Source organism: Niabella agricola (assembly GCF_021538615.1).
GTDB classification, from domain to species: Bacteria; Bacteroidota; Bacteroidia; order Chitinophagales; family Chitinophagaceae; genus Niabella; species Niabella agricola.
Map to the genome: position 1 here is coordinate 2,058,931 of NZ_JAJHIZ010000003.1, position 25,857 is coordinate 2,084,787.

General features: G+C 46.4%; 23 protein-coding genes. 7 read left to right on the forward strand and 16 right to left on the reverse strand.

Features of this window, described 5'->3' with window-relative positions; all coding sequences use genetic code 11:
• The first annotated feature begins 28 nt into the window (after positions 1-28).
• Positions 29-601: a hypothetical protein gene (locus LL912_RS14025; protein ID WP_235554204.1), complete on the forward strand. Its 573-nt coding sequence runs from the start codon at positions 29-31 to the stop codon at positions 599-601.
• Entirely contained in the window at positions 601-978 is a 378-nt protein-coding gene (locus tag LL912_RS14030; RefSeq protein ID WP_235554205.1) for a hypothetical protein, read from the forward strand. Before LL912_RS14025 ends, LL912_RS14030 begins: the two co-directional genes overlap by 1 nt.
• A 146-nt stretch (positions 979-1,124) precedes the next feature.
• Here the strand turns inward: LL912_RS14030 and LL912_RS14035 are convergent, their stop codons facing one another.
• Together LL912_RS14035 and LL912_RS14040 are read right to left on the reverse strand one after the other, a co-directional pair.
• Complete coding sequence (locus tag LL912_RS14035; RefSeq protein WP_235554206.1) at positions 1,125-1,871, reverse strand: MBL fold metallo-hydrolase; 747 nt, start codon at positions 1,869-1,871, stop codon at positions 1,125-1,127.
• 118 nt (positions 1,872-1,989) lie between these two features.
• The gene (locus tag LL912_RS14040) at positions 1,990-3,849 is read right to left on the reverse strand and encodes a beta-L-arabinofuranosidase domain-containing protein (RefSeq protein WP_235554207.1); all 1,860 of its coding nucleotides are present in this window, start codon (positions 3,847-3,849) and stop codon (positions 1,990-1,992) included.
• A 139-nt stretch (positions 3,850-3,988) separates the two neighbouring features.
• On the opposite strand from LL912_RS14040, the gene LL912_RS14045 reads away from it, so the two are divergent.
• Complete coding sequence (locus LL912_RS14045) at positions 3,989-6,649, forward strand: alpha-L-rhamnosidase (RefSeq protein WP_235554208.1); 2,661 nt, start codon at positions 3,989-3,991, stop codon at positions 6,647-6,649.
• A gap of 211 nt (positions 6,650-6,860) precedes the next feature.
• Here LL912_RS14045 and LL912_RS14050 read toward each other — a convergent pair whose 3' ends face one another.
• The 9 genes from LL912_RS14050 to LL912_RS14090 all read right to left on the reverse strand — a co-directional run bounded on the left by LL912_RS14050 (position 6,861) and on the right by LL912_RS14090 (position 14,247).
• Positions 6,861-9,437 carry a phosphoenolpyruvate carboxylase gene (locus tag LL912_RS14050; RefSeq protein WP_235554209.1) on the reverse strand — a complete coding sequence of 859 codons (2,577 nt, stop codon included), beginning with the start codon at positions 9,435-9,437 and terminating at the stop codon, positions 6,861-6,863.
• Between the two features lie 288 nt (positions 9,438-9,725).
• On the reverse strand, positions 9,726-10,280 hold the full coding sequence (rplQ, locus tag LL912_RS26250; protein ID WP_235554210.1) for a 50S ribosomal protein L17: 555 nt from the start codon (positions 10,278-10,280) through the stop codon (positions 9,726-9,728).
• 168 nt (positions 10,281-10,448) lie between these two features.
• A complete protein-coding gene (locus tag LL912_RS14060) occupies positions 10,449-11,450 on the reverse strand; it encodes a DNA-directed RNA polymerase subunit alpha (protein ID WP_231007665.1) in 1,002 nt (333 codons plus the stop codon).
• A gap of 94 nt (positions 11,451-11,544) precedes the next feature.
• A complete protein-coding gene (gene rpsD / locus LL912_RS14065) occupies positions 11,545-12,150 on the reverse strand; it encodes a 30S ribosomal protein S4 (protein ID WP_090389552.1) in 606 nt (201 codons plus the stop codon).
• A 173-nt stretch (positions 12,151-12,323) separates the two neighbouring features.
• Positions 12,324-12,725 carry a 30S ribosomal protein S11 gene (gene rpsK / locus LL912_RS14070; RefSeq protein WP_235554211.1) on the reverse strand — a complete coding sequence of 134 codons (402 nt, stop codon included), beginning with the start codon at positions 12,723-12,725 and terminating at the stop codon, positions 12,324-12,326.
• Between the two features lie 186 nt (positions 12,726-12,911).
• Entirely contained in the window at positions 12,912-13,292 is a 381-nt protein-coding gene (gene rpsM, locus LL912_RS14075; protein ID WP_090389550.1) for a 30S ribosomal protein S13, read from the reverse strand.
• A gap of 81 nt (positions 13,293-13,373) precedes the next feature.
• Positions 13,374-13,490: a type B 50S ribosomal protein L36 gene (gene ykgO, locus LL912_RS14080; protein ID WP_071597075.1), complete on the reverse strand. Its 117-nt coding sequence runs from the start codon at positions 13,488-13,490 to the stop codon at positions 13,374-13,376.
• A 27-nt stretch (positions 13,491-13,517) separates the two neighbouring features.
• Positions 13,518-13,736 (reverse strand): translation initiation factor IF-1, encoded by a 219-nt coding sequence (gene infA, locus LL912_RS14085; protein WP_223710630.1) that lies wholly within the window; start codon positions 13,734-13,736, stop codon positions 13,518-13,520.
• A 115-nt stretch (positions 13,737-13,851) separates the two neighbouring features.
• Complete coding sequence (locus tag LL912_RS14090; protein ID WP_235554212.1) at positions 13,852-14,247, reverse strand: hypothetical protein; 396 nt, start codon at positions 14,245-14,247, stop codon at positions 13,852-13,854.
• Positions 14,248-14,651: 404 nt separating this feature from the next.
• Here LL912_RS14090 and LL912_RS14095 point away from each other — a divergent pair, with 404 nt between their 5' ends.
• Positions 14,652-15,344 carry a hypothetical protein gene (locus LL912_RS14095; RefSeq protein ID WP_235554213.1) on the forward strand — a complete coding sequence of 231 codons (693 nt, stop codon included), beginning with the start codon at positions 14,652-14,654 and terminating at the stop codon, positions 15,342-15,344.
• Positions 15,345-15,502: 158 nt separating this feature from the next.
• Positions 15,503-15,991, forward strand: coding sequence for a metallophosphoesterase family protein (locus LL912_RS14100; RefSeq protein WP_235554214.1), 489 nt, complete (start codon positions 15,503-15,505; stop codon positions 15,989-15,991).
• Between the two features lie 120 nt (positions 15,992-16,111).
• On the opposite strand, the gene LL912_RS14105 is transcribed toward LL912_RS14100, so the two are convergent.
• From LL912_RS14105 to LL912_RS26345, 4 genes are all read right to left on the reverse strand, one after another.
• Positions 16,112-16,582, reverse strand: coding sequence for a hypothetical protein (locus LL912_RS14105; RefSeq protein WP_235554215.1), 471 nt, complete (start codon positions 16,580-16,582; stop codon positions 16,112-16,114).
• A gap of 500 nt (positions 16,583-17,082) precedes the next feature.
• Positions 17,083-17,541: a hypothetical protein gene (locus LL912_RS14110; protein ID WP_235554216.1), complete on the reverse strand. Its 459-nt coding sequence runs from the start codon at positions 17,539-17,541 to the stop codon at positions 17,083-17,085.
• Positions 17,542-17,588: 47 nt separating this feature from the next.
• Complete coding sequence (locus LL912_RS26340; protein WP_235554217.1) at positions 17,589-19,562, reverse strand: methylmalonyl-CoA mutase family protein; 1,974 nt, start codon at positions 19,560-19,562, stop codon at positions 17,589-17,591.
• A 46-nt stretch (positions 19,563-19,608) separates the two neighbouring features.
• Positions 19,609-20,994, reverse strand: a complete 1,386-nt coding sequence (locus tag LL912_RS26345; protein ID WP_235554218.1) for a cobalamin-dependent protein — start codon at positions 20,992-20,994, stop codon at positions 19,609-19,611.
• A 346-nt stretch (positions 20,995-21,340) separates the two neighbouring features.
• Between LL912_RS26345 and LL912_RS14125 the strand changes: the two genes are divergently transcribed.
• Both LL912_RS14125 and rpiA read left to right on the forward strand, forming a co-directional pair.
• Complete coding sequence (locus LL912_RS14125; RefSeq protein ID WP_235554219.1) at positions 21,341-22,522, forward strand: aspartate aminotransferase family protein; 1,182 nt, start codon at positions 21,341-21,343, stop codon at positions 22,520-22,522.
• Positions 22,523-22,565: 43 nt separating this feature from the next.
• The gene (rpiA, locus tag LL912_RS14130; protein ID WP_235554220.1) at positions 22,566-23,264 is read left to right on the forward strand and encodes a ribose-5-phosphate isomerase RpiA; all 699 of its coding nucleotides are present in this window, start codon (positions 22,566-22,568) and stop codon (positions 23,262-23,264) included.
• Positions 23,265-23,386: 122 nt separating this feature from the next.
• Here rpiA and LL912_RS14135 read toward each other — a convergent pair whose 3' ends face one another.
• Positions 23,387-25,852 (reverse strand): DUF5686 and carboxypeptidase-like regulatory domain-containing protein, encoded by a 2,466-nt coding sequence (locus tag LL912_RS14135; protein WP_235554221.1) that lies wholly within the window; start codon positions 25,850-25,852, stop codon positions 23,387-23,389.
• Positions 25,853-25,857: the final 5 nt, after the last annotated feature.

The following is a 25,857-nucleotide window of genomic DNA, read 5'->3' on the forward strand; positions in this document are numbered from 1 at the left end:
GCAAAATTCCCGTCATAAAACCAGAGCAATGAAACAGGATGCCTCATACGATATCTTAAACGGGATCCGGCAGGAACAACTATCCCAACCGGTGTTTACCCTTCCCGACGGCTATTTTGAATCCTTTACAAACCGGCTGATGAACGCGGTGCAGGCACAGGAACAGGACACGGATGCTTTAACCGCTACACTGGATACGGTTTCCCGGGATATGCCCTATTATATTCCCCCGGATTATTTTAGCCGGTTTCGGGTTGAAAGAAGCAACCGGATCATTCCTTTTAAAAAAGGTTTGGCCATTGCGGCCAGCTTTATCCTGCTGGCAGTTACTTCTATTTTCCTGCTTACCCAAAAACTGCAGCCTGTCACTGCGTCCCAGGCATCGGTGACTGCGGCCGTAAACCAGCTGACCAACGAACAACTGGAACGTTTTATCCAACTGGACGAAACCGTTTCACGCGATCAGCCGGCACCCGGCGTACAGACCGCCCATACTTCCAAGGCCGATATCACCCCTCTTTTAAAAAATGTTCCGGATGCAGAACTGGCCAGTTTTTTAAAGGAAACTGCTGAAGGAAATGAAGAAATACTTTTAAACTGATGAAACGGATCCTTATTTTCCTGTTACCGCTGATTATGTTTCAGGGACAGGCACAAACGCAGCCCGCACCTAAACCCAGCCGGGTACACGATATTTTCCTGGACTATCTCACCGAAAAAATCAGCCTCACCCCCGCTGAAAAAAAGCAACTGCGGCCAATAGTAATCCAGTACCTCACAGATTCTAAAAAGATCAGCAAAACTCAGCAGGATCCCCTGCTGCGCGAGCAGGAGCGTATCGCGTTGAAAATCAACTACCGCAAACGCTTTATGCCCATTATCGGTGAACCCCGGTCCACCCGTTTTTTTTCCGAAGAACAGCTTTTCCGCAAAAAGATACGCGAAGAGTTGAGCAAAAGAAATGTTAAAGAAAACTAAAAACCGATCAAAAACAATGTTTAAACAATTATTTATGCACAAATATTTGTTTTGTAACAAAGCTGTGTATATATTTGCATTGGTGTTTTTCATAGGTTAGCAACGGCCAGCTCTTTTTAGGGCAGGCCTTTTTTTATGGCCTGCATTTATGATTCGTCTTGGGGATTGGCCACCGGCCTGCGGGTATCATGATAAAACAAAAACTGCCAGCCTTCCTGCCGCCCGCTTTCCCACCATTTTGACCGAAGTTCCATGGCTTTCTTTCCATCGTAATCGTACTTTGCCGCAAACCGGTGTTTCATCTGTTGGTATTGAGGGGCATCATCCGCTCCAAAAAATAACAATTCCCCATCCTCTTCAATCCAGAACACCTGGTGATACCGCGAATGCGCACCGGTTACCTGGTACCGGATATAATGATCAATATGCCCTTCATCGGCTTTTAGCAGCGCTACGTTGTCCGCCAGTACTGGCTCAAATTTAGAAGTATCATACGAAGCGCCCGCATGTTCCCGCGCAAACGCCACCTCCCGTTCCTGGATATAATAAACAGCACGTTCAAAAGTAGGTTTACCGGTTACAGGGTTCACCATTCCCCCCGTATGGTCTTTATGCAAATGGCTCATCAGCACTTTTGTAACATCACCTGTTTGGATCCCGTTCTCCGCAAGATGCGTGATGAGCTGCATCTGATCGCCCGAATGATGATTCAGGCCAAGACCCGTATCCAGCAACAGGACATCCTTTGAAGTAATGATCAAGAATGGCTGTATTTCCACCAACAGGCTTCCATGCGTACGGGCGGTCATTTCATCTTCCGACAACCGGAACGGAATAAACTTTTTTGTAGCATCCACGGTAAAACTTCCCTCGGATAATGGTATCACTTTCATGCTTATAATTTGTGCGACAAAATTATAAGAAATAAAGGAAGGGTTATAGATATGATCAAAGCAGCCGGGAAGTACGCCGTTATGGTATTAAGGCATTGAAGGATTTGATTGCCGGATGCTATTCTTTAGAAACATCTCTTATTTTTTGAAGCCATACGGTATAAGCCGAGCGGTCATCCCAGGTGTTACCTGCCGATGCAAAATCAGTAAATACCAGTTCCTCTGTTTTTGCAACCAGGCCGTCCACTTCCCGGGTCATCGGAATACGTATTTCCAACAGTGCCTCCTCCTGCCCCGGTTTTATTGCAAAAGGGACTTTTCCTTCCTTGTAGGCCGGTGTATAAAAATCATAGAACGGGCTTAACTGGTAGCGGCGGTCAGCGGCCAGTACCAACGGGCCATAAAGCAGCGCAAAGTGCTGGGCATCCTGTTTTAAAGTAGCTACCCGAACCTGCATATCCAAAACAAGCTGGATTTCATCCCCCTTCTTCCACTCCCTTTTTACAAAAGCATAACTGCCGGCCTGGACACCGTTAACAGCTTTTCCGTTTACGCGGATCTGCGTAGCGGCACTCCACTCCGGGATCCGCAACCGTATAGTAAAAACAGCTGACTGCTGCGGCCCTAGCTCGATGGTGACTGTGTCAGACACCGGATAACCGGTATTCATCTTTATATCCAGGCGTTGGTCTTTATTACCGTTGCGCAATACGGCAGCTTTTAAGGGTGTATAAAGGTTAATGGCAATGCCATCCGGCCCCTCCATCACTGCTTCCCGGGCAGCCAGCATCATACCCCGCGGACCGTTTGCAATACAGCAATTCGTGTGCATGCCGCACTGATCCTCTCCCAGGTATTTCTTACCTTTCATCCCGATATACTTACTCCAGGTTGACCCGTCTGGCTTCATGGTGCCCAGCAGGGCATTATAATAACTTTTTTCAATTTCATTGGCCCATTTTACATCACCTGTTGTGCGCAGCAACTGCAGGCAGAACTTTAGCCAGGTTACCGTAACGCAGGCTTCCATCGTGTGCTTTACAGGGATCGATTGCGTGGCCGCGCCGCCAAACCAGCATTCCATACTGGCGCCGGAGCCCGTGATCATAATCTCCGTTTCACGGATATTATCTGCTGCAGCCACTACCGCATCGAGGTATTCTTTATTCCCTGTAACGCGGTACAATTCCAGCAATCCTTCATAACAAGACATCATCTCATAGGCCTTCTGCCCATTGTCTGGCCCATACCAAGTTTTGGGTACGGGAAAACGCGCGCCCACCGGGATGCCCTGCAATGCTTTTGTGATCAGCTGTGCCGAAGCCGGTTCCTTCCACGATGCAACGATGTAGTTTGCAAAATCCAGGTACCGCTTTTCTTTTGTGATGCGGTACAGCCGTACCATGGGTTCAAGGATAGAAGCCGCGGCCATACCCTTATAGTTTCCCAGCCGGTATACCGGCACTTCAGCTTTCATTACCGCCACCGCAACATAATCTGCAAGTTTTTTCATCCCGGTCAGGGTGCGCGGGTCCTTTGTCAGCTCGTAATCATCCAGCAATCCCAGCAGGCAGTATTTCATCCCCCAGATATCCCATTGCTGCAACCGGTATGCAGCAGCATAATTTCCAATATACCCGTCTGGCGTCTGCGTATCCAGTAACCCGTCAACAGCCCGTTTTAATTGGGCCATCAATGCCGCATCTCCTGTATAACGATAGGCATCTGCTGCTGAAGTAAACCATTTTCCCCAGAATTCGGTTTGCCATTGTGTACGTTCCTTCCGTTGCCGGAAGGGTGCTACCAGATAGTCCTCATCCGTTGCGCGGATCCCGTTTGTAATGCAGGCATCCAGCTTACGGCCTAGATAACCCTCTATTTTAAGTTGTGTGAATTTTGGTATTGTGTACACATCCTGAACCTGGGCAACGACACGCATTGACAGGCTCATCAGCAGCACGGCAAACTGTAGTTTCATCTTATATCCGTTAGATGATTAAGATACGCAAAACCCCTTATACAACCATCCTGTACTATCCTGAAAATCGCATGGTAAGCAGAGATGTGTTATTATTGTAATGCACATACATACCGCCACATCAAAATCTTGCCTGTATATGAAATGGTATCGTTTTCCAGGGCTGATCGGAAGCCTCTTTTTGATGATTTCTTCTTTCGCTCAATCTTCGGCCGGCCCCGCAGGTCTCCGGTGTGAGCATTTATTTAATCCGCTAGGAATTGATAATCCCCGGCCCCGCTTCAGCTGGATCCTGAACGACCCCGAACACCATGCCGCGCAGAAGACCTACCAGCTTGCAGTTACCGATGAAAAAGGCAAATCGGTATGGAATTCCGGAATGGTATCCTCTGCCAATAGTCTCGTAACTTATAACGGTCCGGCGCTGGAGCCCTTTACCCGTTATCATTGGAGCGTTACACTTACCGGCAACAATGGCCGCTCCTACCCCGCAGCAACCGCTTTTTTCGAAACAGGTATAATGCAGCAGCAACACTGGAAAGGCGGATGGATCAGCGACGGCAATGATGTACGGCTGAAGCCGGCGCCTTACTTCCGGAAATCGTTCCTCCTGAAAAAAACGGTGCAATCTGCGAGGATTTATATAGCTGCTGCCGGCCTTTACGAGCTCTCCCTGAATGCCCTGCCCGTGGGCGATCACCGGCTGGACCCCATGTATACCCGTTTTGACCGGAGAAACCTGTATGTGACCTACGATATCAGCAAACAATTGCAGCCTGGTGAAAATATAATTGGGGTATTGCTTGGAAACGGATGGTACAATCATCAATCTACCGCAGTGTGGTATTTTGATAAAGCTCCCTGGCGTAACCGCCCGGCATTTTGCCTGGATCTGCGTATTACCTATACCGATGGCTCAACCGAAACCATTGCTACCGACCGGAGCTGGAAAACAGCATTAAGCCCGGTAATCTTTAACAGCATTTACACCGGGGAACATTATGATGCGCAACGGGAAGTACCAGGCTGGAATAAAGCCGGGTTTAACGATTCAAAATGGGCAGCTGCCATCGATCGCGCAGCACCGGCGCCGCTGATCACTGCACAGGTACTGCACCCGGTACGGGATGTGGTTACCATCAACCCGGTAGCCCTAAAAAAATTCAGCGATAAGAACTATGTGTTTAACCTGGGCCGGAATATTTCCGGTGTCAGCGAGATTCATGTCTCGGGCGCCGCGGGAACGGTAATCCGGCTCGTTCATGCCGAACGCGTTCACCCATCCGGGCATGCCGACCTTTCCAATATTGATGTGCATTACCGTCCAACGGATGACAGCGATCCTTTTCAAACCGATATTTTTATTCTGAAAGGAAACGGTATGGAAACCTTTAAGCCCCGTTTTAACTACAAAGGCTTTCAGTATGTAGAAGTCATCAGCAATAAACCTGTGCAGCTTAGCAAGTCCAGTCTGCAGGGATATTTTATGCATAGTGATCTGCCGCAGGCCGGCACCATTGAGGCAGGCGATCCGCTTATCAACAAGATCTGGCAGGCCACAAACAATTCCTATCTATCCAATCTTTTCGGATATCCTACCGATTGTCCCCAACGGGAAAAAAATGGCTGGACCGGCGATGCCGTGATCGCACTGGAAACTGGGTTGTATAACTTTGACGGCATTACTGTATATGAAAAGTGGCTGGCCGATCACCGCGATGAGCAGCAACCCAACGGAGTATTACCCGCTATCATTCCCACCAGCGGCTGGGGGTATCAATGGGCCAACGGGCCCGACTGGACCAGCACCATTGCCATTATTCCCTGGACGCTTTACCAGTTTTACGGAGACGCCAAACCCCTGGCCGATAATTTTGAAAACATAAAGCGTTATGTAGATCATATTGCCGACCTGTATCCCACCGGGTTAACCACCTGGGGATTGGGTGACTGGGTGCCGGTAAAATCCAAATCGCCGGTAGAATTGACCTCTTCGCTTTATTATTATAAGGATGTAAAGATCCTTGCCCAGACTGCAGCACTTTTTAACCGGAAAGAAGAAGCTGACCGTTATGAGGCATTAGCTGAAAAAATTAAAAACGCGATCAACGATAAATACCTGAACCCAACAACCGGTATCTATGGTTCGGGCTTGCAAACGGAACTGAGTACTCCTGTATATTGGGGCGTGGTACCGGATGCGCTGAAAGCGAAAGTAGTAGCCAACCTGGCAAAAAAAGTGCGGGAGGATGGTGTACAGCTGGATGTGGGCATCCTAGGCGCCAAGGCGGTGTTGAATGTGTTAAGTGAAAATGGTTATGCCGACCTGGCTTATCAGCTGGTCACACGCAAAACCTACCCCTCCTGGGGCTGGTGGATCGAAAATGGCGCTACTACACTTTATGAAAACTGGAAGGTAGATGCACAGAGGGACGCCTCGCTTAACCATATTATGTTTGGTGATATCGGGGCCTGGTTTTATAAAGCCCTTGGAGGTATCTTCCCCGATCCGGAGCAGCCGGGTTTCCGGAACATTCTCCTCAAACCCAATTTTGTACGCGGACTGAATACCTTTAAAGCCAGTTATAACGGGCCTTTGGGCGAGATCCGCTCATCCTGGGAAAGAAAAGGGAACCGGCTTCGGTATACCTGCCGGATACCGGCCAACAGCACCGCAAGCTTTTACATACCCACATCCTGTCAGCTTCAAAAACGCGATCGCATGCCCGTTGCTCAAAATAAAGATGGCAGCTATACATTGCCCTCCGGAACTTATACGTTTTTGTTAAATGTAAAATAGTGAATTTCTTTACCGGTCAGTGAGCACACTGGCCGTGGCTGAGGAAACCGAGGCCGGTTTGTGTCCGCACAAACCATTTGGCGCAGAATAACATTCACAATGCGTCAAGCGGATTGCTTACCGGTCGGTGAGGACGCCGGCCGCAGTGGGGGCACGGGTCGTGGCTGAAATATTCTATATTAAATATTTTAAATTCCCGCAGGGCGTAGGGTTACGCCGAATTACGCCCGGCATTGATGATGCCAAAGGAACAGCGCATCACCAGTTTGCCATAGGCATCGCGCAGCGCCTCATCCAGGTCATCTCCTCCTTCACGCAGTTTCACCAGGGCATATTGCTGGATGGTAACCAGCGGTTTTACGATACGCTCCCGCATGCGGATAGAAAGCTTGTCTACCGGGTATGAAGCCATCAACGTATCATGCCCCGAAAGTTTATATAAGTACTCTTTGGTAAGCAAATACTCATCATAGATCATTTTCCAGATCCCGCCAAACTGCTCATCCTTTTCCATATAGGCCGTAATGGGAAAATAGGATTTGGACATCGCCATTTCGCAGTTATCGAGCAATGTTTTAAAATACAGCGACTCCCTATAAAGACTTTTCAGCTCCTCAAAACGGCCGATGTATTCCATTTTTTTCAGCGCCGTTCCTACCCCGTAAAAACCGGGTACATTCTGTTTCAGCTGGCTCCATGCACCGGCAAAAGGAATGGCCCGCAGATCATTCAGCGAAAAAGAAGATTGCGATCCTCCTCTTTTTGCCGGACGGCTGCCGATATTGGTTTCATTATAAAAACGCAGCGGGCTCATTTCATACAGATAATTGGCCAGTTGCGGATGCTCCTTCAATTGCTTGTATGCATCAAAACCGTAGGAAGCCAGCTCCTGCATCAGTTCTTCCTTTTTACCGCTTAAAGGTGGGTAGCGGTCTGTGAACAATGAATTCGATACGCCTGCATTGATGAGTTGTTCCAGGTTGAACTGCGCCGATTCGATAATGCCAAAATTGGCACTTACCGTTTGTCCCTGTATAGTTAGCTGAATTTCCTTATTGGAAATATGGCTACCCATGGAGGCGTAGAATTTATGCGTTTTACCACCGCCTCTTGAGGGCGGGCCACCCCTGCCATCAAAAAAGATCACGTCAAATCCATACTGCCGGGTAATACGTGTCAGCTCTTCCTTTGCACGGTAGATACTCCAGTTGGCCATCAGGTAGCCCCCATCCTTGGTTCCATCGGAAAAGCCAAGCATAATGGTCTGCGTTTTACCCCGCCGGTTCAGGTGCTCCTTATAGGATGGGATCGAATACAGATCCTTCATGATGGCGCCGGCGTTCTGCAGGTCTTCAATGGTTTCAAACAAGGGCACCACATCCACTTTAAAATTTTCGCCACTGATGCCGCTAAGACGAAAGAGCCCTACCACCTCAATAATATTCAGTACACTGGTGCAATGGCTGATGATATAACGGTTACAGCCTTCTTCTCCATTTGCTTTTTGTATCGCGCAAACTGCATCCACCACCTGCACGGTATCCTTTACTACGTCGTCTTTAACAAGCCCGGTTACATCTGCCTGCTGCAGTTCCAACAACAAGGCTGTTTTTTGTTTTTCCGTCAACTCGTTGTAGTTGGCCGGCAATATGCCGGAAGCAGCCAGCTGCGCATACAACTTTTCATGTATGGAGCTATCCTGGCGAATATCCAGGGATGCAAAATGCAAACCGAAGATCTCGATCTTATTAATCAGGTTTTCGATCTTGTTTACAAAAAGCCCGTTATGCTTATCATTAACCACATTCCTAACCGCTTCCAGCGTATCAATGAGCTCCCGGGCTTGGATCTTCGATTCATACCCCGGCACAAAAACTTCATCGTATAACTTACGTTCCAGTTCAATCAGTTCTTCCTCTACTCCCTGGAACGTGAGCCTGCGGCGCAACCGGCGCACATCCATATAGTAACATTTCAGAATCGCGCCCCGCAGTGCTCCAGCCACCTGAAGGGTGGTATCTGTGGTTACAAAAGGATTCCCGTCACGATCGCCTCCGGGCCAGAAGCCCATTTTCACCAGCGCATGTTTGCCGGTGTTGATCTGTGGAAACTGGTTCTTCAGCGCACTGATAATGCGACCCGCCGCCGGGTAAAATACGTTCTCCAGGTACCAGATCAGGCTCACGGCCTCGTCATAAGGAGTTGGCTTTTTCTTTTTGAGAAACGGCGTTTTTCCCAGCTGTTGCAGCAACATGTTGATCTCGCTGGCATCATTCCGTATCAACGCACTGCTCAGATCGCGGATAATGCCCAGTACAGAACCCGGATAAAACTGCGTAGGATGGGCTGTAAGTACCAGGCGTACACAAAAATCTTTGAGCACCTGCTCAAATCCTTCTTCCTTGTTATTTTGTACCACCTCAGACATCAGCTGCTTCAAGGTACCGGCTCCGTTGAGATCGTTGATTTCTTTATAGGAAGCATCCTCCAGGGCGTCAAACAGCACCACCTGCCGTTCGATATATTGTACCAGGCGAAACAACAGATCTACCTGCGTTTTTACTTCAGAATAAGAGGTATGCCGGTTAAAAAAATCATCTACAATCTCTACAGGACTTAAGGCCTTTTCATATCCTTCCTCACACATACTGGACAATAACGACAGCAAAATCCCGGTCTTTTCAATACGGTTGAACGGTAAAGAAGTAAATAAACTATTATACAACTGAAACCTGATTCCCACGTCGTTTTTGAAGTGTTGAACCGATTGGCTGCTTACCACATCCATATATTTCCTGTTTGACTTTTAGAATTGCCTCCGGGCGCTCCGAACATTGCAAAGAACGAAGCGATCCTTCAGTGTTTAAACAGCGTTGAAGATACTATTTTTCCGCTATAACATTTGCAATTCTCAAGTATTTAATCATTTCTTTATACGATGTCTAATGATCCGGCACAATCCTTACATATTCTCAAACAAGCTCCTGTATTACCGGTTTCGGTTCTAAAGCAGAGAGACATAAAAAAGCCTCGTCCGGGTACACCGTACGAGGCTTTTTTATGTTGTAAAGAAGGATTATGCTTCTTTGTTCTCGTCTTTTGCTTCTGCTGCAGGAGCTTCTTCAGCAGCTGCAGGAGCAACCGCTTCTTTTACTTCCTCAACAGGTGCTGCTTCCGCAACAGCAGTAGCTTCTTCTTTTTTCTTTCCGCTACCGCTGCGACGACGGGTACGTTTACCAGCAGCTTTCTCATCAGATCCTTTACCGTAAACTTCGTTAAAGTCTACCAGCTCGATCATTGCTTTTTCAGCAGCATCACCAGGACGGATCCCTAATTTAATGATGCGGGTATAACCACCGGGGCGGCCGCCAACCTTTGCTGCAACGGCATCGAACAGTTCTTTAACCGCTTCTTTGTCCTGTAAGTGGCTGAACACAATACGACGCTGATGTGTGGTATTTTCTTTGCTTTTGGTAATCAGGGGTTCTACATATACCCTTAACGCCTTTGCTTTTGCAACAGTAGTTACAATACGCTTGTGCTCGATCAGCTGGCAGGAAAGATTACGCAACAAGGCATCTCTGTGTGCTTTGGTACGGCTTAAATTTTTGATTTTGTCTCCGTGACGCATGACATTTAATTTGAGATTTGAGATCTGAGATTTCAGACCCACAAATCGGTTAAAAAAATTCGGTTACACCGTGTCAAGGAAATTGTAACCTACTGTACTAATGTGGAAATGTGTGAATGAGAGAATGTGGAAATTTTCATACTTCCACATTTTCACATCTTCACATAATTAATAATCGTCTTTATCGATTCCCAGCTTCTGAAGGTCCATACCAAAGCCCAGACCTCTTTCGATGAGCACCTGCTCAATTTCAGAAAGGGATTTCTGACCAAAGTTCCGGAACTTCATCAGGTCTTCCTGCTCGTACTGCACCAGCTCGCTCAAAGAATTGATCTTGGCCGCTTTTAAGCAGTTGAACGCCCGTACAGAAAGATCCAGGTCCTCCAGCGGGGTCTTCAGTACCTTACGCAGTTGCAGGGTCTGCTCATCTACCATATCCTCTTTCTTCTCTTCCTTATTATCAAACGTGATGTTTTCATCCGTAATGATCATCAGGTGCTGAATTAAGATCCGGCTGGCCTGTTTTACCGCTTCTTCCGGATGAATGGTACCATCGGTATTTACTTCCATTAACAGCTTTTCATAATCCGTACGTTGTTCCACACGGGTATTTTCAATGCTGTATTTTACATTTTTAATGGGCGTAAAGATAGAGTCGATAGCAATATAACCTACCGGTGCATCTTTTACCTTGTTATCTTCAGCAGGTACATAACCACGGCCTTTACCTATGGTCAGTTCAATATCCAGCTTGGAAGAAGAATCCATAGTGCAGATCAGCAGATCCGGGTTCATGATCTGGAAGGACTGTGTTCCATCAGCGATCATTCCCGCAGTGAACTCTGTCTGATTTTTTACAGAAATGGAAATTTTTTCATTGGCCACTTCATGATCAACGATTCTTTTGAAGCGGACCTGTTTCAAATTCAGGATGATTTCAACCACGTCTTCGCTAATTCCCTTCATGGTAGCAAATTCATGATCTACACCCTCTATTTTAATGCCTACAATCGCATATCCCTCAAGAGAGTTCAATAAAACACGACGCAGTGCGTTACCAATGGTAACACCATACCCCGGCTCTAGTGGACGAAACTCAAACTGAGCTTCGAAATCTGAAGCCTTTTGCAAAATGATTTTGTCAGGCTGGTGGAAATTTAAAATTGCCATTTTTATCCTTTATTAAGTGAATGGTGACTAAATGAATGGTGAATAGTGAATGTGAGCCGTCGGTTCACGATCCGCTATTGACTATCCACTAAAATTACTTACTGTACAATTCAACAATCAGCTGCTCCTTAATGTTCTCAGGAACACTTTCCCTTTCGGGATAGGTGATGAAAGTACCTTTGATTTCAGTTTCATTGAAATCGATCCAGCCAAATTTTGGATTTTTGGGGCGGATCACGCTTGTAATAGAAGAACGGTTCTTGCTGCTTTCTTTCAGGGTGATGATATCACCGGCTTTCAACTGATAAGAAGGGATGTTTACCACTTCACCATTTACTTCAATGTGCTTGTGGCTTACCAGCTGGCGGGCAGCAGGGCGGCTGGGTGCAATACCCATGCGGAATACCGTGTTGTCTAAACGCGCTTCAAGTAATTTAATAAGGTTTTCACCGGTAATACCTTTCCGACGGTTGGCTTCCTCAAATGTTTTGCGGAATTGTTTCTCCAACACACCGTAAGTGTATTTTGCTTTTTGTTTTTCGCGCAGCTGCAATGCATATTCCCCTAAGGTTTTACGCTTGCGCTTTTCGCCATGCATACCGGGAGGGTTGCTGTTTTTACCCAACCATTTACCATTACCTAAAATAGGCTCTCCGAAAATACGGGAGATCTTGGTCTTCGGACCATTGTAACGTGCCATAATTATACTTTCATTTAAGCTTTTTTAGAAACCGGTACAGCAATCAGTAAAAAGCTTTGGAAAAAATTAATTGTGTACCCTTTATTAAAAATGAAAAGCCAATTGGCTCAACTATATATATGATGTACAATGTATGACGTACGAACTTCGTACATCATACATCGCACATAAAATTATACTCTTCTCTTTTTGGGAGGACGGCATCCGTTGTGCGGCAAAGGAGTAACGTCTTTGATCATTACTACTTCGATGCCAGACTGGGAAAGTGAGCGGATTGCTCCTTCACGGCCGGCGCCGGGGCCTTTTACATATACATCTACTCTTTTCAAACCTGCATCCAATGCTACTTTTGCAGCATCTGCAGAAGCCATCTGAGCAGCATAGGGTGTGTTCTTTTTAGAACCACGGAAACCCATTTTACCAGCACTGCTCCAGGAAATAACCTGGCCGGATTTGTTGGTTAAGCTGATGATAATGTTGTTGAATGTTGCAGAAATGTGCGCATCTCCATACGCATCCACTTTTACAATCCTTTTTTTTGCAGCGGCTTTTGCGCTGTTTTGTGATTTTGCCATTGTACTAAAAGGTGATCTTTAAAAAATAAAACGCTTTGCGGAGCAAAACGCCCAGTCAATCCTAGTCCTGCACCGGGGTGTCCGGATTTGATCTGGTAGTAACAGGTGCATATAAAAAAGCAGTCAGCTATCAGATATCAGCAATCAGCAACTGCTGACAACCAACAACTAAAAGCTGACTCCTAATTATTTCTTAGCGGCCTTCTTCTTACCGGCAACCGTCTTACGTTTACCTTTACGGGTACGGCTGTTGGTTTTTGTACGCTGACCACGCACCGGAAGTCCTTTCCTGTGACGCAGACCACGGTAGCAGGCGATATCCAGCAGGCGCTTAATGTTCATTTGCACCTCGCTTCTCAGCTGACCTTCTACTTTCAGTTCTTCAGTAATGGTAGAACGGATCGCATTCAGATCTTCATCGTTCCACTCGTTTACTTTTTTGCTGCGGTCAATGCTATTCTTGTCAAGAATATATTTAGCTGTAGAAGGGCCGATACCATAAATATAGGTAAGGCCAATTTCGCCCCTTTTGTTCTTTGGTAAGTCTACACCGGCAATACGTGCCATATTTTTTCGAATTTAAATTTCAAGAAACAAATAACTTCCGTCAATTGGTTCTTGTATTTTGATTTTTGTTTTTTAAATAGTTTATCCTTGTCTTTGTTTAAAACGGGGATTCTTTTTGTTAATTACATAAAGCTTCCCTTTGCGACGTACAATTTTGCAGTCGGCGCTACGCTTTTTAATGGATGCTCTTACTCTCATCTTTTTTAATTTAAGGTTTTTAGCCAATTATTTATAGCGGAAATTTATCCTGCCCCTGGTTAAATCATAAGGAGACATTTCCAATCCCACTTTATCTCCGGGCAAAATACGAATGTAGTGCATACGCATCTTACCGGAAATTGTTGCCAAAACCTCATGGCCGTTTTCCAGCTTTACCCTGAACATCGCATTAGACAAGGCTTCCAGGATGACTCCGTCTTGTTTTATTAAAGGTTGTTTTGACATACAAATTTTAGGGCTGCAAAGATAGGTAATATTTTATAATAAAAAAGCCTTATTCTGGCTAAATTTCAGAATAAAGCTGTATTGTTCAGACCTTAGACGGTCAAAAATGCAGAGGTTAGTGTACCAGCGGAACTTTAGTCATTTGTAAATGAATGTTTTGCAGCTCATTCACGGTAATCGGACGGTCAAAAAGACGGCGGTCTTCCCGGTACCACACTTCGCTTCTTGAAAAGTTGTCTGCAGCAGGCACCAGCACCCGGAAGGGCCCTTTCCCGTACTTTGTACCATTGCCTGCAGGATTGTCCATTTTTTCAAATCCCAGCCGCATCAGCTGTGCCTCATCCAGCGGAATGCCCTGTACCCGGTCCAGCGGATACCAGAATTCCTGAATGCCGTTATCTACACAAACCTCATGCTCCTCATTACTCACCCTTACAACAGAACCTTCACGCAACACTCCATCATCCGTAACAATTACCCAGTCACCCGGTTTTAACTCATTTAATTTCATACGAATAAAATTTATGCAAACAAACGATCCTATTTACTTTCCTAAGATAGAAAAAATAATGACAACTGCCATAAGTTCCGCTATTTTTTCTCCATGCGAACATGACTGCCAAATTTTTAATGAAATCGGTATGAACGACAGGGTCAGCAGCTGCCAATTCTTCAGCTGGAACGGGAACCATCTAATTTTTTTTAAAACAATTCCTCCAAAGATCCTCTTATTCAATCTTCTATACGTATTTCCCCAAAGCCTTTGCACGCCTGCCTTTGCGACCAAAAAACACACGTTTGTTACAAATAAGATCCGATTATAATGTTAATAAATCACTAACGATTCTTTAAATTTTTGTTATCGCCTGGCATGCTTCTTGTCGATGGGGCGGCAAAATGTAAAATTTCGATCAAATGAAAAAAATCCTATTGAGTATCTTTTCCCTGGCAGTAGTAGCAGGGGCAAACGCGCAGAGTGCAATCAAACCAAATCAAGGAGATGTGACAACCGAATTCGGTCTGTCTGGCGGTGTCTTAAACTCCAACTTTGAGTTAAACGAGGAAGGTAACCTGTTGCGCTTTCGTTATTTTGCTAAAGAAACACTGGCCTTCCGCCTGGGTTTTGGTCTGAGCAGCACCCGCAACACCAAGAACCTTTATGACCCAAGCAACGATGCAAACAAGGGAACCCACAAAACAAGCCAAACAGATTTCCTGGTGAACCTGGGTGTGGAAAAACATTTTGAAGGTACAGAACGCTTATCCCCTTATGTAGGTGGCGATCTTTTACTGAGCGTGGCCAACAAAAAAACAGAATTTAACGATGCCACTATTGGTGGCACCGCTTACGCAAAGGATAACTCCGGCAGCGTGAAAGGTCCTGGCAGCATCGGGTTTGGCGTAAGAGCCGTAGTGGGAGCAGATTATTATATTGCTAAACGCGTTTTCCTGGGTGCAGAAGCCGGCTTAGGTTTCTTAAACACTAAAAAAGGTAAAACGACTACCCGTATTAATGACGCACCAACCGTTACCCAAAAATCGGCAGGCAGTGGTTTTGAATTAGCTCCGAATGTGATTACCGGCGTTCGGATCGGTTTTGTATTTTAAAGTTGAACCGACAAATTATGAAAAGGTCTCGCTTTGGCGGGACCTTTTATGCTTATGAAATGACCTCAGGCCCCGCCGGCGCAGGAAGCGGTTTTTATGTCCCGCAAAGCATGGTATTTGATCAGCTTTTCTTTTATAACTATTTTTAATGCAAAAAATTGAAACGGATCGGCTTATTATCAGATACGCACAGCTTCCTGGATGAAGCCGTATTTCATTATTTTAACGATTGCGATGAGATATGGCATGCCGGCGACTTCGGCAACCAGGAACTGGCAGCACAGCTCGGTCAATTTAAACCGCTCCGGGGTGTTTTTGGCAATATTGACGGACAGGAGATCCGTTCGGTATTTCCCGAAACACTGGTATTTATGTGTGAGGCGGTAAAAGTCATGATCCGTCATATCGGCGGTTATCCGCCGCGGTATAATAAAGAAACCAAACCCTTACTTTTAATGGAACGTCCGCAGCTTTTTATCAGCGGCCACTCGCATATTCTTAAGATCATGTATGACGAAAAGCTGCAGTGCCTGTATATGAATCCTGGTGCGGCCGGAAAACAGGGCTGGCATAAAGTACGCACGCTGGTTCGGTTTACCATTGACGAAAAAAATATCAGAGATTGTGAGATCATTGAACTGAAATAATAATGCGCGTCTGCCAGAGCACCGGTATTTGAAAAAGGCCGTACCAGAGATACAGCCTGAGAAAAAATTGAACAACCAGCAACAGTCGCGAAGACTTTTTTTTTAATTCCCCGCCTTCCTTTATTTCAGTTTTAACTGAAAGGATTTTGAAAAGGTGGGCGACATGTCTCTTACTACTTTTTGCGTTCCCTGCTCAATGGTGGTTCCATTTACTTCAATTTTCCAGGTTACTGTAAACGGGGTAACGCTTCCTTCGAATCCGCCAAAATAAACATCCCCGCCAAAGAAATCGCTTGCTGATTCGATAGTAATGGTCTTCCCATTATTAAAATCATCGTCGCCAACTGACACATTGGTTCCTGTTTTTCGCGCTCCGTTCACCATCCAATCAATAAAATTGCCTTTTGTATCCGCGCCGGAAACCGTCACTTCAAAATGATCGCCTTCAACTTTGTGAAATTCACTGGAAACGGTAAAAGTCAGCTTTGCCTTTTTATCATTGGAAGGAACTCCGGGCTTATCGCTTTTGGAACAGGCGCTCAATACCGCTAAAAACAGGCTGGAAAGCAGCAATACTCTAAACATTTTCATAGTTTACTTTTATAGATATTATGCCTACTCTTATGCAGTTTTCGGCATCCCTGCCTCATAAGCGAAGCAAAAATATCCCGGGTAATCAGGACAGCCAATACCCGTAAACCAGTATTTTTAAAGCGGATGCCCGATACCGGTCATTCGGAAGATTGTTGCACGCTACGGCAGGGTTGCAAATGGAATGGCAGGGAAAAGATGATCATTTTCCCAAAAACGGGAGAACAGGTCAGAAACGCATTCCCTGGAGCGCTCCGTGCCGTTTAAAAAGCGGTTGGCAAACAAACACAGAGGCTGATAGTAATGATGAAAAAGCCACTCAAATGCTTTTACATCTGATGCATGTATTCTTTTTATTATAGCGATGTCATCGAGATCCATTTATCGGCAAAATCATGGCGGCCTGTTTACCCCCGGTACCCTTCGGATTTTTTCAGCCGTACAAAAAAGCAGCCGATGGCTGCTTCATAGATCTATTATTTATGCATCGGGAGCGCATTCTAAAACCATCCCCGTCCCATACCTACTTCACGGAAAGGCCAGGGAATAGCGGCGAGGATAATAATCAGCGCCAGCACATAAAACAACACGGTTTTCCGGTGTTTTTTACGGTCGGATATATTTTTCTTTGCAAACGATTTTCCGATATGAATCAATACCACGGCGATCAGCATCATGGTAATATGCTCTACCGCAAAAAAACGAAGTGTGGCATTCTGCATTACGGCTGACATCCCCTGATCCTGTATCACCTTTAAACCATGTGCTCCGGTTATCCATTGAATAAGGCCTACCAAAAATTCAATATCCACGGCGATCATCAAAAACAGGCCAGTCTTGCGATGTCCATTGGTAAAGGGCCGGCTTCCTGCACCAATACTTTTAAAAATAGCAATTAGCAATAACAACAAAATAACCCAACGCAAGAAACTGTGTAGATGTAGCAAACCCGTTTCCATATTTATTTTTTTTGTTTGACAGTGAATCCAGCGAAATTAAGGAAATATTACATACTGCGTCTGTATTGGCCGCCTACTTCATATAAGGCGTGGGTGATTTGCCCCAATGTACAGGTCTTTACACAATCCATCAGCACTTCAAAAAGATTCGCACCCGAAACTGCCGCCCGCTTTAACTGAGATAGGGCTGCTGCACTTTGCGCCGTATTCAATTCCCGGAAAGCTTTTACATTGCCGATCTGCTGTTCTTTCTCTTGTTCTGTACTCCGGATCACTTCGTTTGGAAGCATGGTGGGGCTCCCCTGCTTATTTAAAAAGGTATTTACGCCTACCAGGGGTAAACTACCATCATTTTTTTTCATCTCATAATACAGACTCTCTTCCTGGATCTTATTGCGCTGGTACATACGCTCCATCGCTCCCAATACCCCGCCACGTTCATTGATCCGGTCAAATTCCACCAATACCGCTTCTTCTACCAGGTCGGTCAGTTCCTCGATAGCAAAGCTGCCCTGTATAAAATTCTCTGTTTTTACGGTTCCCAGTTCCCGGTTAATGATCAGCTGGATGGCCATAGCGCGACGCACACTTTCCTCTGTAGGCGTGGTAATGGCCTCATCGTAGGCATTTGTATGCAGAGAGTTGCAGTTGTCATAAATGGCATACAGGGCCTGAAGTGTGGTACGGATATCGTTAAAATCAATCTCCTGCGCATGTAAACTGCGGCCGGAGGTTTGGATATGATACTTCAATTTTTGCGAGCGTTCGTTTCCTTTATACACATCCCGGATGGCCTTGGCCCAGATGCGGCGGGCCACCCGGCCGATGACGCTATACTCCGGATCCATTCCGTTGCTGAAAAAGAAGGAAAGATTTGGCGCAAAATCATCAATATGCATACCCCGGCTGAGGTAATACTCCACATAGGTAAACCCGTTGGCCAGCGTAAATGCCAGTTGCGTGATCGGGTTGGCACCGGCTTCCGCTATATGATACCCACTGATGCTGACGCTATAAAAATTTTTTACCGCGTGCTGTATAAAATACTCCTGCACGTCACCCATCAGTTTTAATGCAAACTCCGTGGAAAAAATACAGGTATTCTGCGCCTGGTCTTCTTTTAAGATGTCGGCCTGCACCGTGCCCCGCACCTTCGTGAGTGTATCCGCTTTGATGGCCGTATATACATTCGCCTCCAGTACCTCATCCCCGCTGATGCCCAGTAATTTTAGTCCCAGGCCATCATGCCCTTCGGGCAAACCCTGCGGCGCCAGCGGATTGTAATATTCCGGGGCCGCCAGCTTGCTGAACTTTTTGTTGCGTACCGCATGTACCCGGTCCCATAAACCATGCTCCGTTATATATTTTTCACACTGCTGATCAATGGCCGCATTCAGAAAAAAAGCCAGGATAACCGGAGCAGGACCGTTAATGGTCATGGAAACAGAGGTTGCCGGATTGCAAAGATCGAAACCGCTGTATAATTTTTTTGCATCATTTACGGTAGCAATGCTGACACCGCTGTTCCCGATCTTTCCATAAATATCCGGCCGGTGTTCCGGATCTTCCCCGTAAAGCGTTACACTGTCGAAGGCCGTGCTCAGCCGCTTTGCGGGAGCCGCTGCACTTACATAATGAAACCGTTTATTGGTACGTTCCGGGCTACCCTCACCTGCAAACATACGCGTGGGGTCTTCTCCCTCCCGCTTGAGGTCGAACACGCCTGCAGTAAAAGGAAACCGGCCGGGAATATTCTCCTGCAGCTGCCATTTCAAAAGATCCCCCCAATCCTTATAGCGGGGTAATACAATTTTACGCACGGTTGTTCCGCTTAAGGACGTAGTGGTAAGCGGCAAACGGATCGTTCGGTTGCGGACGGTGAACTCGAGCATTTCATGTTCATATTTTTTCCGAAGCTCCGGCCATTCATCCAAAAGTTGCCGGTACGCCGGATCCAGCTGCCGGCGCAGGGTTTGATATGCTTCTTCTAATGCTTCTTTTATGGATGGATGCTCCAACATTCGATTGACTTTGCGTTTTTAATTCTTTAAAGACCAGTAACGGCCGCTAGGCTTCATACATTCTTAATACGCCCTTTAACTGGTACAACTTGGAGGCAATTTCAGCCTGCGCGTTTGCGTGGTCGTTATACGCCCGTATCGATTCTGTGATATCTGAAAGGTATCTTGCCCGTTTGCCCGGAATGATCGCACGTTCCAGCTGCGCCGTATACTCGAAGGAAAGCGCTTCACTAAATGCAGTTCCGCATCGTTTATTTAACGTCCTTATCACCTGCAAAAACAAATCATTGATGCCGGGGTCGTTGAATTTGGCAGCGATGGTGCCGGTAACCGGCAGCTCCTCTTCCTTTGCCGTCCATAGCTGGTGATTCCTTCTGTATTGCTTCTTTACTTCCATCAATGCATCTGCCGCACCGGCCTTATCAAACTTATTGATACAGATCAGGTCTGCATAATCCAGCATATTGATTTTTTCTAACTGGGAAGCAGCTCCATATTCCGGCGTCATTACGTACATACTTACATCCACATAATCTGCAATAGACGCATCACTTTGTCCTACTCCTGCACTCTCCAGGATGATCAGATCAAACGCGGCCTGTTTACATACATCCAATGCTTTTTGCATGGCTCCGCTCAGAGCTACATGATCATCGCGTGTTGCCATCGAACGCATATAAGCCCTGGGATGGGCGATCGCATTCATCCGGATCCGGTCGCCCAGTAAGGCACCGCCGGTTTTTTTGCGGGAAGGATCTACCGAGATCACCGCAATGGTTTTATCGGTATATGCATTTAAAAAACGACGCACGAGTTCGTCGGTCACCGATGATTTTCCGGCACCGCCCGTACCGGTAATTCCCAGTACGGGAACCTTTACTTCCGGCCCTGGTACTTCTGCACCTGCTTCTGCCAATGTGATCGCCCGCGCGATCCGCCGGATCTCCTTCACTTCACCCAGCGGCGGCGCTTCTTTCCAATGATCCGGAGCGTTATTAAAAGCCATAACGGAGGCTTCCGAACGCACGGTATGGATCAGGTCGTCGATCATCCCTTCCAATCCCAACCTTCGGCCATCATCCGGGCTGTATATTTTTGAAATACCATAGGCATGCAGCGCTTCGATTTCCTGCGGCAGAATGGTGCCGCCGCCACCGCCGAATATTTTTATATGGCCGCAACCTGCTTCCTCCAGCAAGTCTTTCATGTATTTGAAAAACTCGATATGTCCTCCCTGATAACTGGTAATGGCAATGGCATGCGCATCCTCCTCAATTGCGCATTCCACGATCTCCTGCACGCCCCGGTTATGTCCCAGGTGAATGACCTCTACTCCTTTTGCCTGTAAAATCCGGCGCATAATATTGATCGCCGCATCATGCCCGTCGAACAGGGAGGCAGCCGTCACCATGCGTAATGTATTCTTTTTCATTTTCACCGAACAATTGTTAGCAAAAATAAGGTTTCGGGAGATGGTTTCACGTTTCATGTTTAAAGTTTCAGGCTGCCCGCCGTGGCGGGTGGGGTTCATTGTTAGATATTAGATACTGAATGCCCGATGCTGAATGCTAAAAGCTGAGGGCAAAAAGCTGGGCTTCTTTGTTTAACGTTTGAAGCTGGATCCCTGCTTGATGTGTTTCGCTACTCGCCATTGCCGGGCAATATTGACCAAAGGAAAGATTATGAAGCAGTAATGTTATCTTCATTTTCACATTTCCGCATGCTCATATGCTCACATTTCCACATGCTCAAATGATAATCCCTGTAAATTTGCCCCAATGAATCAGCGGGAACTTTTTTTGCAGCACGTAGGACAAACCTCCACAGCTCCGCTAGCGCTTGAGGTTGCCCGGGCAAAAGGCTGCAGTCTTTTTGATACCGATGGTAAAGAATACATCGACCTGATCGGCGGCATTAGCGTGGCCAATACCGGGCACGGACACCCGGAGGTGATTGCAGCTATTAAAAAACAGCTGGACGATTACCTGCATGTAATGGTTTACGGAGAAGTGGTTCAAAGCCCGCAGGTACGGTATGCCAAACTGCTGGCCGATCATTTACCAGATGAACTCAATTCGGTTTACTTTACCAATTCGGGCGCAGAGGCCGTGGAAGGTGCCATGAAGCTGGCTAAAAGATACACCGGACGCACCCGGATCATTGCGGCTAAAAATTCGTATCACGGTTCTACCCAGGGCGCATTGAGTATTTTGGGCGATGAGTACTGGCGCAATGCCTACCGGCCATTGTTGCCTGACATCCTGCATGTCGATTATAATCATAGCAACTGGCTGCACCAGATCGATACCCATACCGCCTGTGTGATCCTGGAAACCATACAGGCCGAAGGCGGCGTTATTGCGCCGGATAAAGCCTGGCTGCAGGCGGTGCGGAAAAGATGCACCGAAACCGGCACGCTCCTGATACTGGACGAGATACAGGCCGGTTTTGGAAGAACGGGAAAATTATGGGGTTTTGAACATTTCGGGATCATCCCGGACATACTCTTACTGGGCAAGGCCCTGGGCGGGGGGATGCCATTGGGAGCCTTCATCAGCGACCGGAAGATCATGATGTCTCTGACGGAAAACCCGGTGCTGGGCCATATCACCACTTTTGGAGGGCATCCTGTTTCCTGTACTGCAGGATATGCCGCGCTGCAGGTATTACTGAAAGAACAATTGACAGACACGGTGCATTACAAGGAACTATTATTTCTTTCATTGCTAAAGCATCCTCAAATCAAACAGATCCGTTCATTTGGACTTTGGATGGCCATCTCCTTCGATTCATTTGAAACCAACAAAAAAGTGATTGACCGGTTGCTGGAAAAGGGCGTGTTTACCGATTGGTTTTTATTTGCAGCATCCAGCTTCCGCATTTGCCCGCCCTTAACCATCACAGAAGCAGAAATAAAAAAGGCGTGCAGCCTGATCAGTGAGGTTTTGGAAACCCTGTAAGATTGAAACGCCTCAGGTATTGTACAAGCTTAAAACAGAAAACATGAGCGAAACGGAAAAAATCAATGCTGCGTTAAAAGCAGTTTCATTTGTGAAAACCGGGCAGATAGTAGGGTTGGGCACGGGATCCACTGCTTATTTCGCAATAAAGGAAATCGGAAAGATGGTGCAAGAGGGGCTGCAGATTCGGGCCATTCCCACTTCGGAAGCCACCCGGCAGCTGGCGGAGGAGTTGCAGATTCCTCTGGTTGATATCAATAATGTCCAGACCATCGATGTGACCATTGACGGAGCCGATGAATTTAACAGCCGTCTTCAGCTGATCAAGGGTGGTGGCGGCGCATTGCTGCGCGAAAAAATCGTGGCATCCATTACCAAAACACAGATCATCATTGCGGATGCATCCAAGCTGGTGGAAAAACTGGGCGCCTTTAAAGTGCCCATTGAGGTGATTCCCTTTGCCGCCAATGTTGTTATTCGAAAATTAAGCGCGCTGAACGGAGTGGCGACGCTTCGGGTAAAGAACGGAAGTACGTATATCACGGACCAGGAAAATTATATCCTGGATGTCAGCTTCGGGCTCATTGACGACCCAGCGTCCCTGGCAAAAGAACTGGATCATATCACCGGTATTGTAGAACACGGGTTGTTTATCAATCTGGCTGATTATGTCATTGTTGGAAAAGGCGACGGGACTGCGGTTATTAAGGCGGGGGAGGAACGTTCCGGGTTTAACGTTTAACGGTGGGAGGCTGTTGGATACCAGATGTCAGACATTAGTGCCTATTGTCTATAGAATACCGATCGGCGGAGGTTTACGAAGCAGGAATGGCATCTTCATTTTCAAATTCTCAAACCGCCTTCCTACAAATTCAGCCGGATGCTTCCAAAAACACCAAACTTCTCCGTAGAACTCCGGAGTGCATCCTTGGGCAACAGTCTCCAGATAAAGTCTACACGGAGAAAATGCAGGATATTATCAATCCCCGTTCCCACTTCAAGATAGGTTTTCCCATCGAGCGACTGAAAGGTATGCCCTTCTTTAAAATTCAATGTCTTGTTGGCTTCCGATAAGGATCCCCAAAGTGCCTTAACGGTATAGAACTGTCGGAATTTTAATGCCGGTATCGCCTTAAAAATACCATTGCCAATATTATGTTCAAAATTAATTCCCAGAAACTGGTCATGAATGAACTCATAGCGGTTCATCATATTAAACGCATACTTATTATAATAATACAGCTCGTTACCAGGTGCCACATTCAGGAAGGTATAGGGCAGCGTACCAAAGGTTTTGCCTCCATATGCCTGGTAAGAAATGATCCCGAAAGGTGGTGTTTTAATATTATCAGAAATACTTCCCTGAACTTTCGTGTAATTATACCGGCCGCCTAATAACCCTGAAACGCCTTTTGAAACGGTAGCCTCCACAATGGGATAAGGACTACCCAGACTGCTCCGGTAAAAATGCGATTCAATGAATTTTTCCTGGAAGGCATACCGCAACCGCAGGGAAATTTCCGTTGCCCTGAGCGGATGAGCTCCCGTGCCAAAGGAATCAGCCGGTACCAGGTTTTTTAAAGGTGCATAGGTCCGGGAATTGAGCCCTAGTAACGTGGAAAAGCCCCCGCGGGTTTCGTTAAAAAACTCAAACTGCCATTTTTCAAGGCTAATGAATTTCAGCGGTATATTCGGTTTCCGTATGGCGAAGGCAAAAATATTGTCGGAAGTAATTTCTCCGAAGTATACCTGTCCAAAATCCAGGTCTTTTTTATATCCCAGGTACCAATACTTGCGGGGATCCTTCTTCGGCAGGTAAAAAAGTTCCCCTTCTCCTTTTAATTTTTTGTCGCCAAAGCCATAAGCCAGGTAGGTGTGCCAGCGGAACTTTTTATTAAAGTGCTTGTTGCTGGCAATATCAAAGCGGGTGCGGAATCCTTCCCATGAATTTCCGGTAAACCAGTTATATGCAGAGCCCAGTTCCACATTGCCGATATTGATATACCCGGTAGCCAGAAAGCCCACCTGCCGGGTTATTTTCCGGAAAGGAGCAGCATTTACAATGGTGTCCATCATTTTAATGATCCCCTGCTCTGTGTTCGAGAGTCCCTCGTGCCGGGCACTGTCCCAATAGAGCCGGTCTTTTTCGCCAGACCCCGTCTTCACAATGATCTCTTCCTGGATTTTATTCTGCAGCAGCCGGTTCCGCACTGCGGTATCGTTTACCAGCACATGTTGATAGGTACTGGTTTTGCGCCCGATCACTCCCGGCACCCGGTTGTTAAACGGTGAAAAATCCACGACCAGTTTATCTTTCGAAATAAACCAGGTGCTGTCGTTGATCTTTTTGTATTCCTGGATCAGGCTAAGCCGTTCCAGGAAATTGATGTCAGCTTTTTTGTCTAACCGCAGGTTCATTTTCTGAACGGCAAAGCTTCCGCCCTCCACCCAGCAATCGCCCTCAAACGTATTCATACCCTGCCGCCGTGGTATAAACACAAGATGATAATATTTTATTCCGCCGATCCGCTGGGTATCGCTGACATTGTATTTATAGTAAAAATCACCATTACTGCTCACCGGGCTAATGAACTCTTTATTGAACACATTGATGAAATCATTGTAAATATTGATCACCTGGTCCATACCGCCCAGGAACTTAACCATGCTTTCATTTTTAATGCCGTTGGTGTTCACGCCCTTGATCTCTTCCCGCCGGCGCAGCGGCCGTTTTTGAAAATAGTAGTCGGAAAGCGATTCTGTAAGATAGGTGGGCAATACTTTTACGCCTTCTGAACTGTCCAGGTTTTTTTTGATCAGTTCATTCATGGGCCGGAAGGGTTTGATATTAGCGATCTTCTGGATGCTCCGGATATTTTTGAGATCCATTTCCATCTTGTTGTACAGCTCATAATAGAAATTGTCAAACCGCCGGAAACGATCATTTTCCGGTTTGTGCTTCACAATGTTCTTCCAAAGCCAGAGTCCCAGATCTATTTTAGCCTTTACCACCACCCCGTCGTCGTAGGTTTTGGGCTCCATGTAAATGATGGTCTCTTTTTTAAATGCGCTCACCGGCATTAGCTGGGTTTCATAGCCAACATTAGAGATCTCCAGCGTATCCGAAGGCCACGGCACCGCCTCAAAATGAAAGTTTCCTGCCGAATCGGCAATAAAGCCCGTATTGGTATTTTTGAACTGAAAAGAAACAAAGGGAACCAATTCTTCACTATGTTTATCTCTTACTACACCGGAAATACCGTTTTGTGCCCATAGATTCACCTGCAGCAGTAGCATCCAGCACAATAAAACCGATCTCATCATTCGCATTCTGT

Coding starts and splice junctions, on each gene's coding strand:
- LL912_RS14025 (WP_235554204.1), top strand. CDS start 29: ATGAAACAGGATGCCTCATACGATATCTTAAACGGGATCCGGCAGGAA.
- LL912_RS14030 (WP_235554205.1), top strand. CDS start 601: ATGAAACGGATCCTTATTTTCCTGTTACCGCTGATTATGTTTCAGGGA.
- LL912_RS14035 (WP_235554206.1), bottom strand. CDS start 1,871: ATGAAAGTGATACCATTATCCGAGGGAAGTTTTACCGTGGATGCTACA.
- LL912_RS14040 (WP_235554207.1), bottom strand. CDS start 3,849: ATGAAACTACAGTTTGCCGTGCTGCTGATGAGCCTGTCAATGCGTGTC.
- LL912_RS14045 (WP_235554208.1), top strand. CDS start 3,989: ATGAAATGGTATCGTTTTCCAGGGCTGATCGGAAGCCTCTTTTTGATG.
- LL912_RS14050 (WP_235554209.1), bottom strand. CDS start 9,437: ATGGATGTGGTAAGCAGCCAATCGGTTCAACACTTCAAAAACGACGTG.
- rplQ (WP_235554210.1), bottom strand. CDS start 10,280: ATGCGTCACGGAGACAAAATCAAAAATTTAAGCCGTACCAAAGCACAC.
- LL912_RS14060 (WP_231007665.1), bottom strand. CDS start 11,450: ATGGCAATTTTAAATTTCCACCAGCCTGACAAAATCATTTTGCAAAAG.
- rpsD (WP_090389552.1), bottom strand. CDS start 12,150: ATGGCACGTTACAATGGTCCGAAGACCAAGATCTCCCGTATTTTCGGA.
- rpsK (WP_235554211.1), bottom strand. CDS start 12,725: ATGGCAAAATCACAAAACAGCGCAAAAGCCGCTGCAAAAAAAAGGATT.
- rpsM (WP_090389550.1), bottom strand. CDS start 13,292: ATGGCACGTATTGCCGGTGTAGACTTACCAAAGAACAAAAGGGGCGAA.
- ykgO (WP_071597075.1), bottom strand. CDS start 13,490: ATGAGAGTAAGAGCATCCATTAAAAAGCGTAGCGCCGACTGCAAAATT.
- infA (WP_223710630.1), bottom strand. CDS start 13,736: ATGTCAAAACAACCTTTAATAAAACAAGACGGAGTCATCCTGGAAGCC.
- LL912_RS14090 (WP_235554212.1), bottom strand. CDS start 14,247: ATGAAATTAAATGAGTTAAAACCGGGTGACTGGGTAATTGTTACGGAT.
- LL912_RS14095 (WP_235554213.1), top strand. CDS start 14,652: ATGAAAAAAATCCTATTGAGTATCTTTTCCCTGGCAGTAGTAGCAGGG.
- LL912_RS14105 (WP_235554215.1), bottom strand. CDS start 16,582: ATGAAAATGTTTAGAGTATTGCTGCTTTCCAGCCTGTTTTTAGCGGTA.
- LL912_RS14110 (WP_235554216.1), bottom strand. CDS start 17,541: ATGGAAACGGGTTTGCTACATCTACACAGTTTCTTGCGTTGGGTTATT.
- LL912_RS26340 (WP_235554217.1), bottom strand. CDS start 19,562: ATGTTGGAGCATCCATCCATAAAAGAAGCATTAGAAGAAGCATATCAA.
- LL912_RS26345 (WP_235554218.1), bottom strand. CDS start 20,994: ATGAAAAAGAATACATTACGCATGGTGACGGCTGCCTCCCTGTTCGAC.
- LL912_RS14125 (WP_235554219.1), top strand. CDS start 21,341: ATGAATCAGCGGGAACTTTTTTTGCAGCACGTAGGACAAACCTCCACA.
- rpiA (WP_235554220.1), top strand. CDS start 22,566: ATGAGCGAAACGGAAAAAATCAATGCTGCGTTAAAAGCAGTTTCATTT.
- LL912_RS14135 (WP_235554221.1), bottom strand. CDS start 25,852: ATGCGAATGATGAGATCGGTTTTATTGTGCTGGATGCTACTGCTGCAG.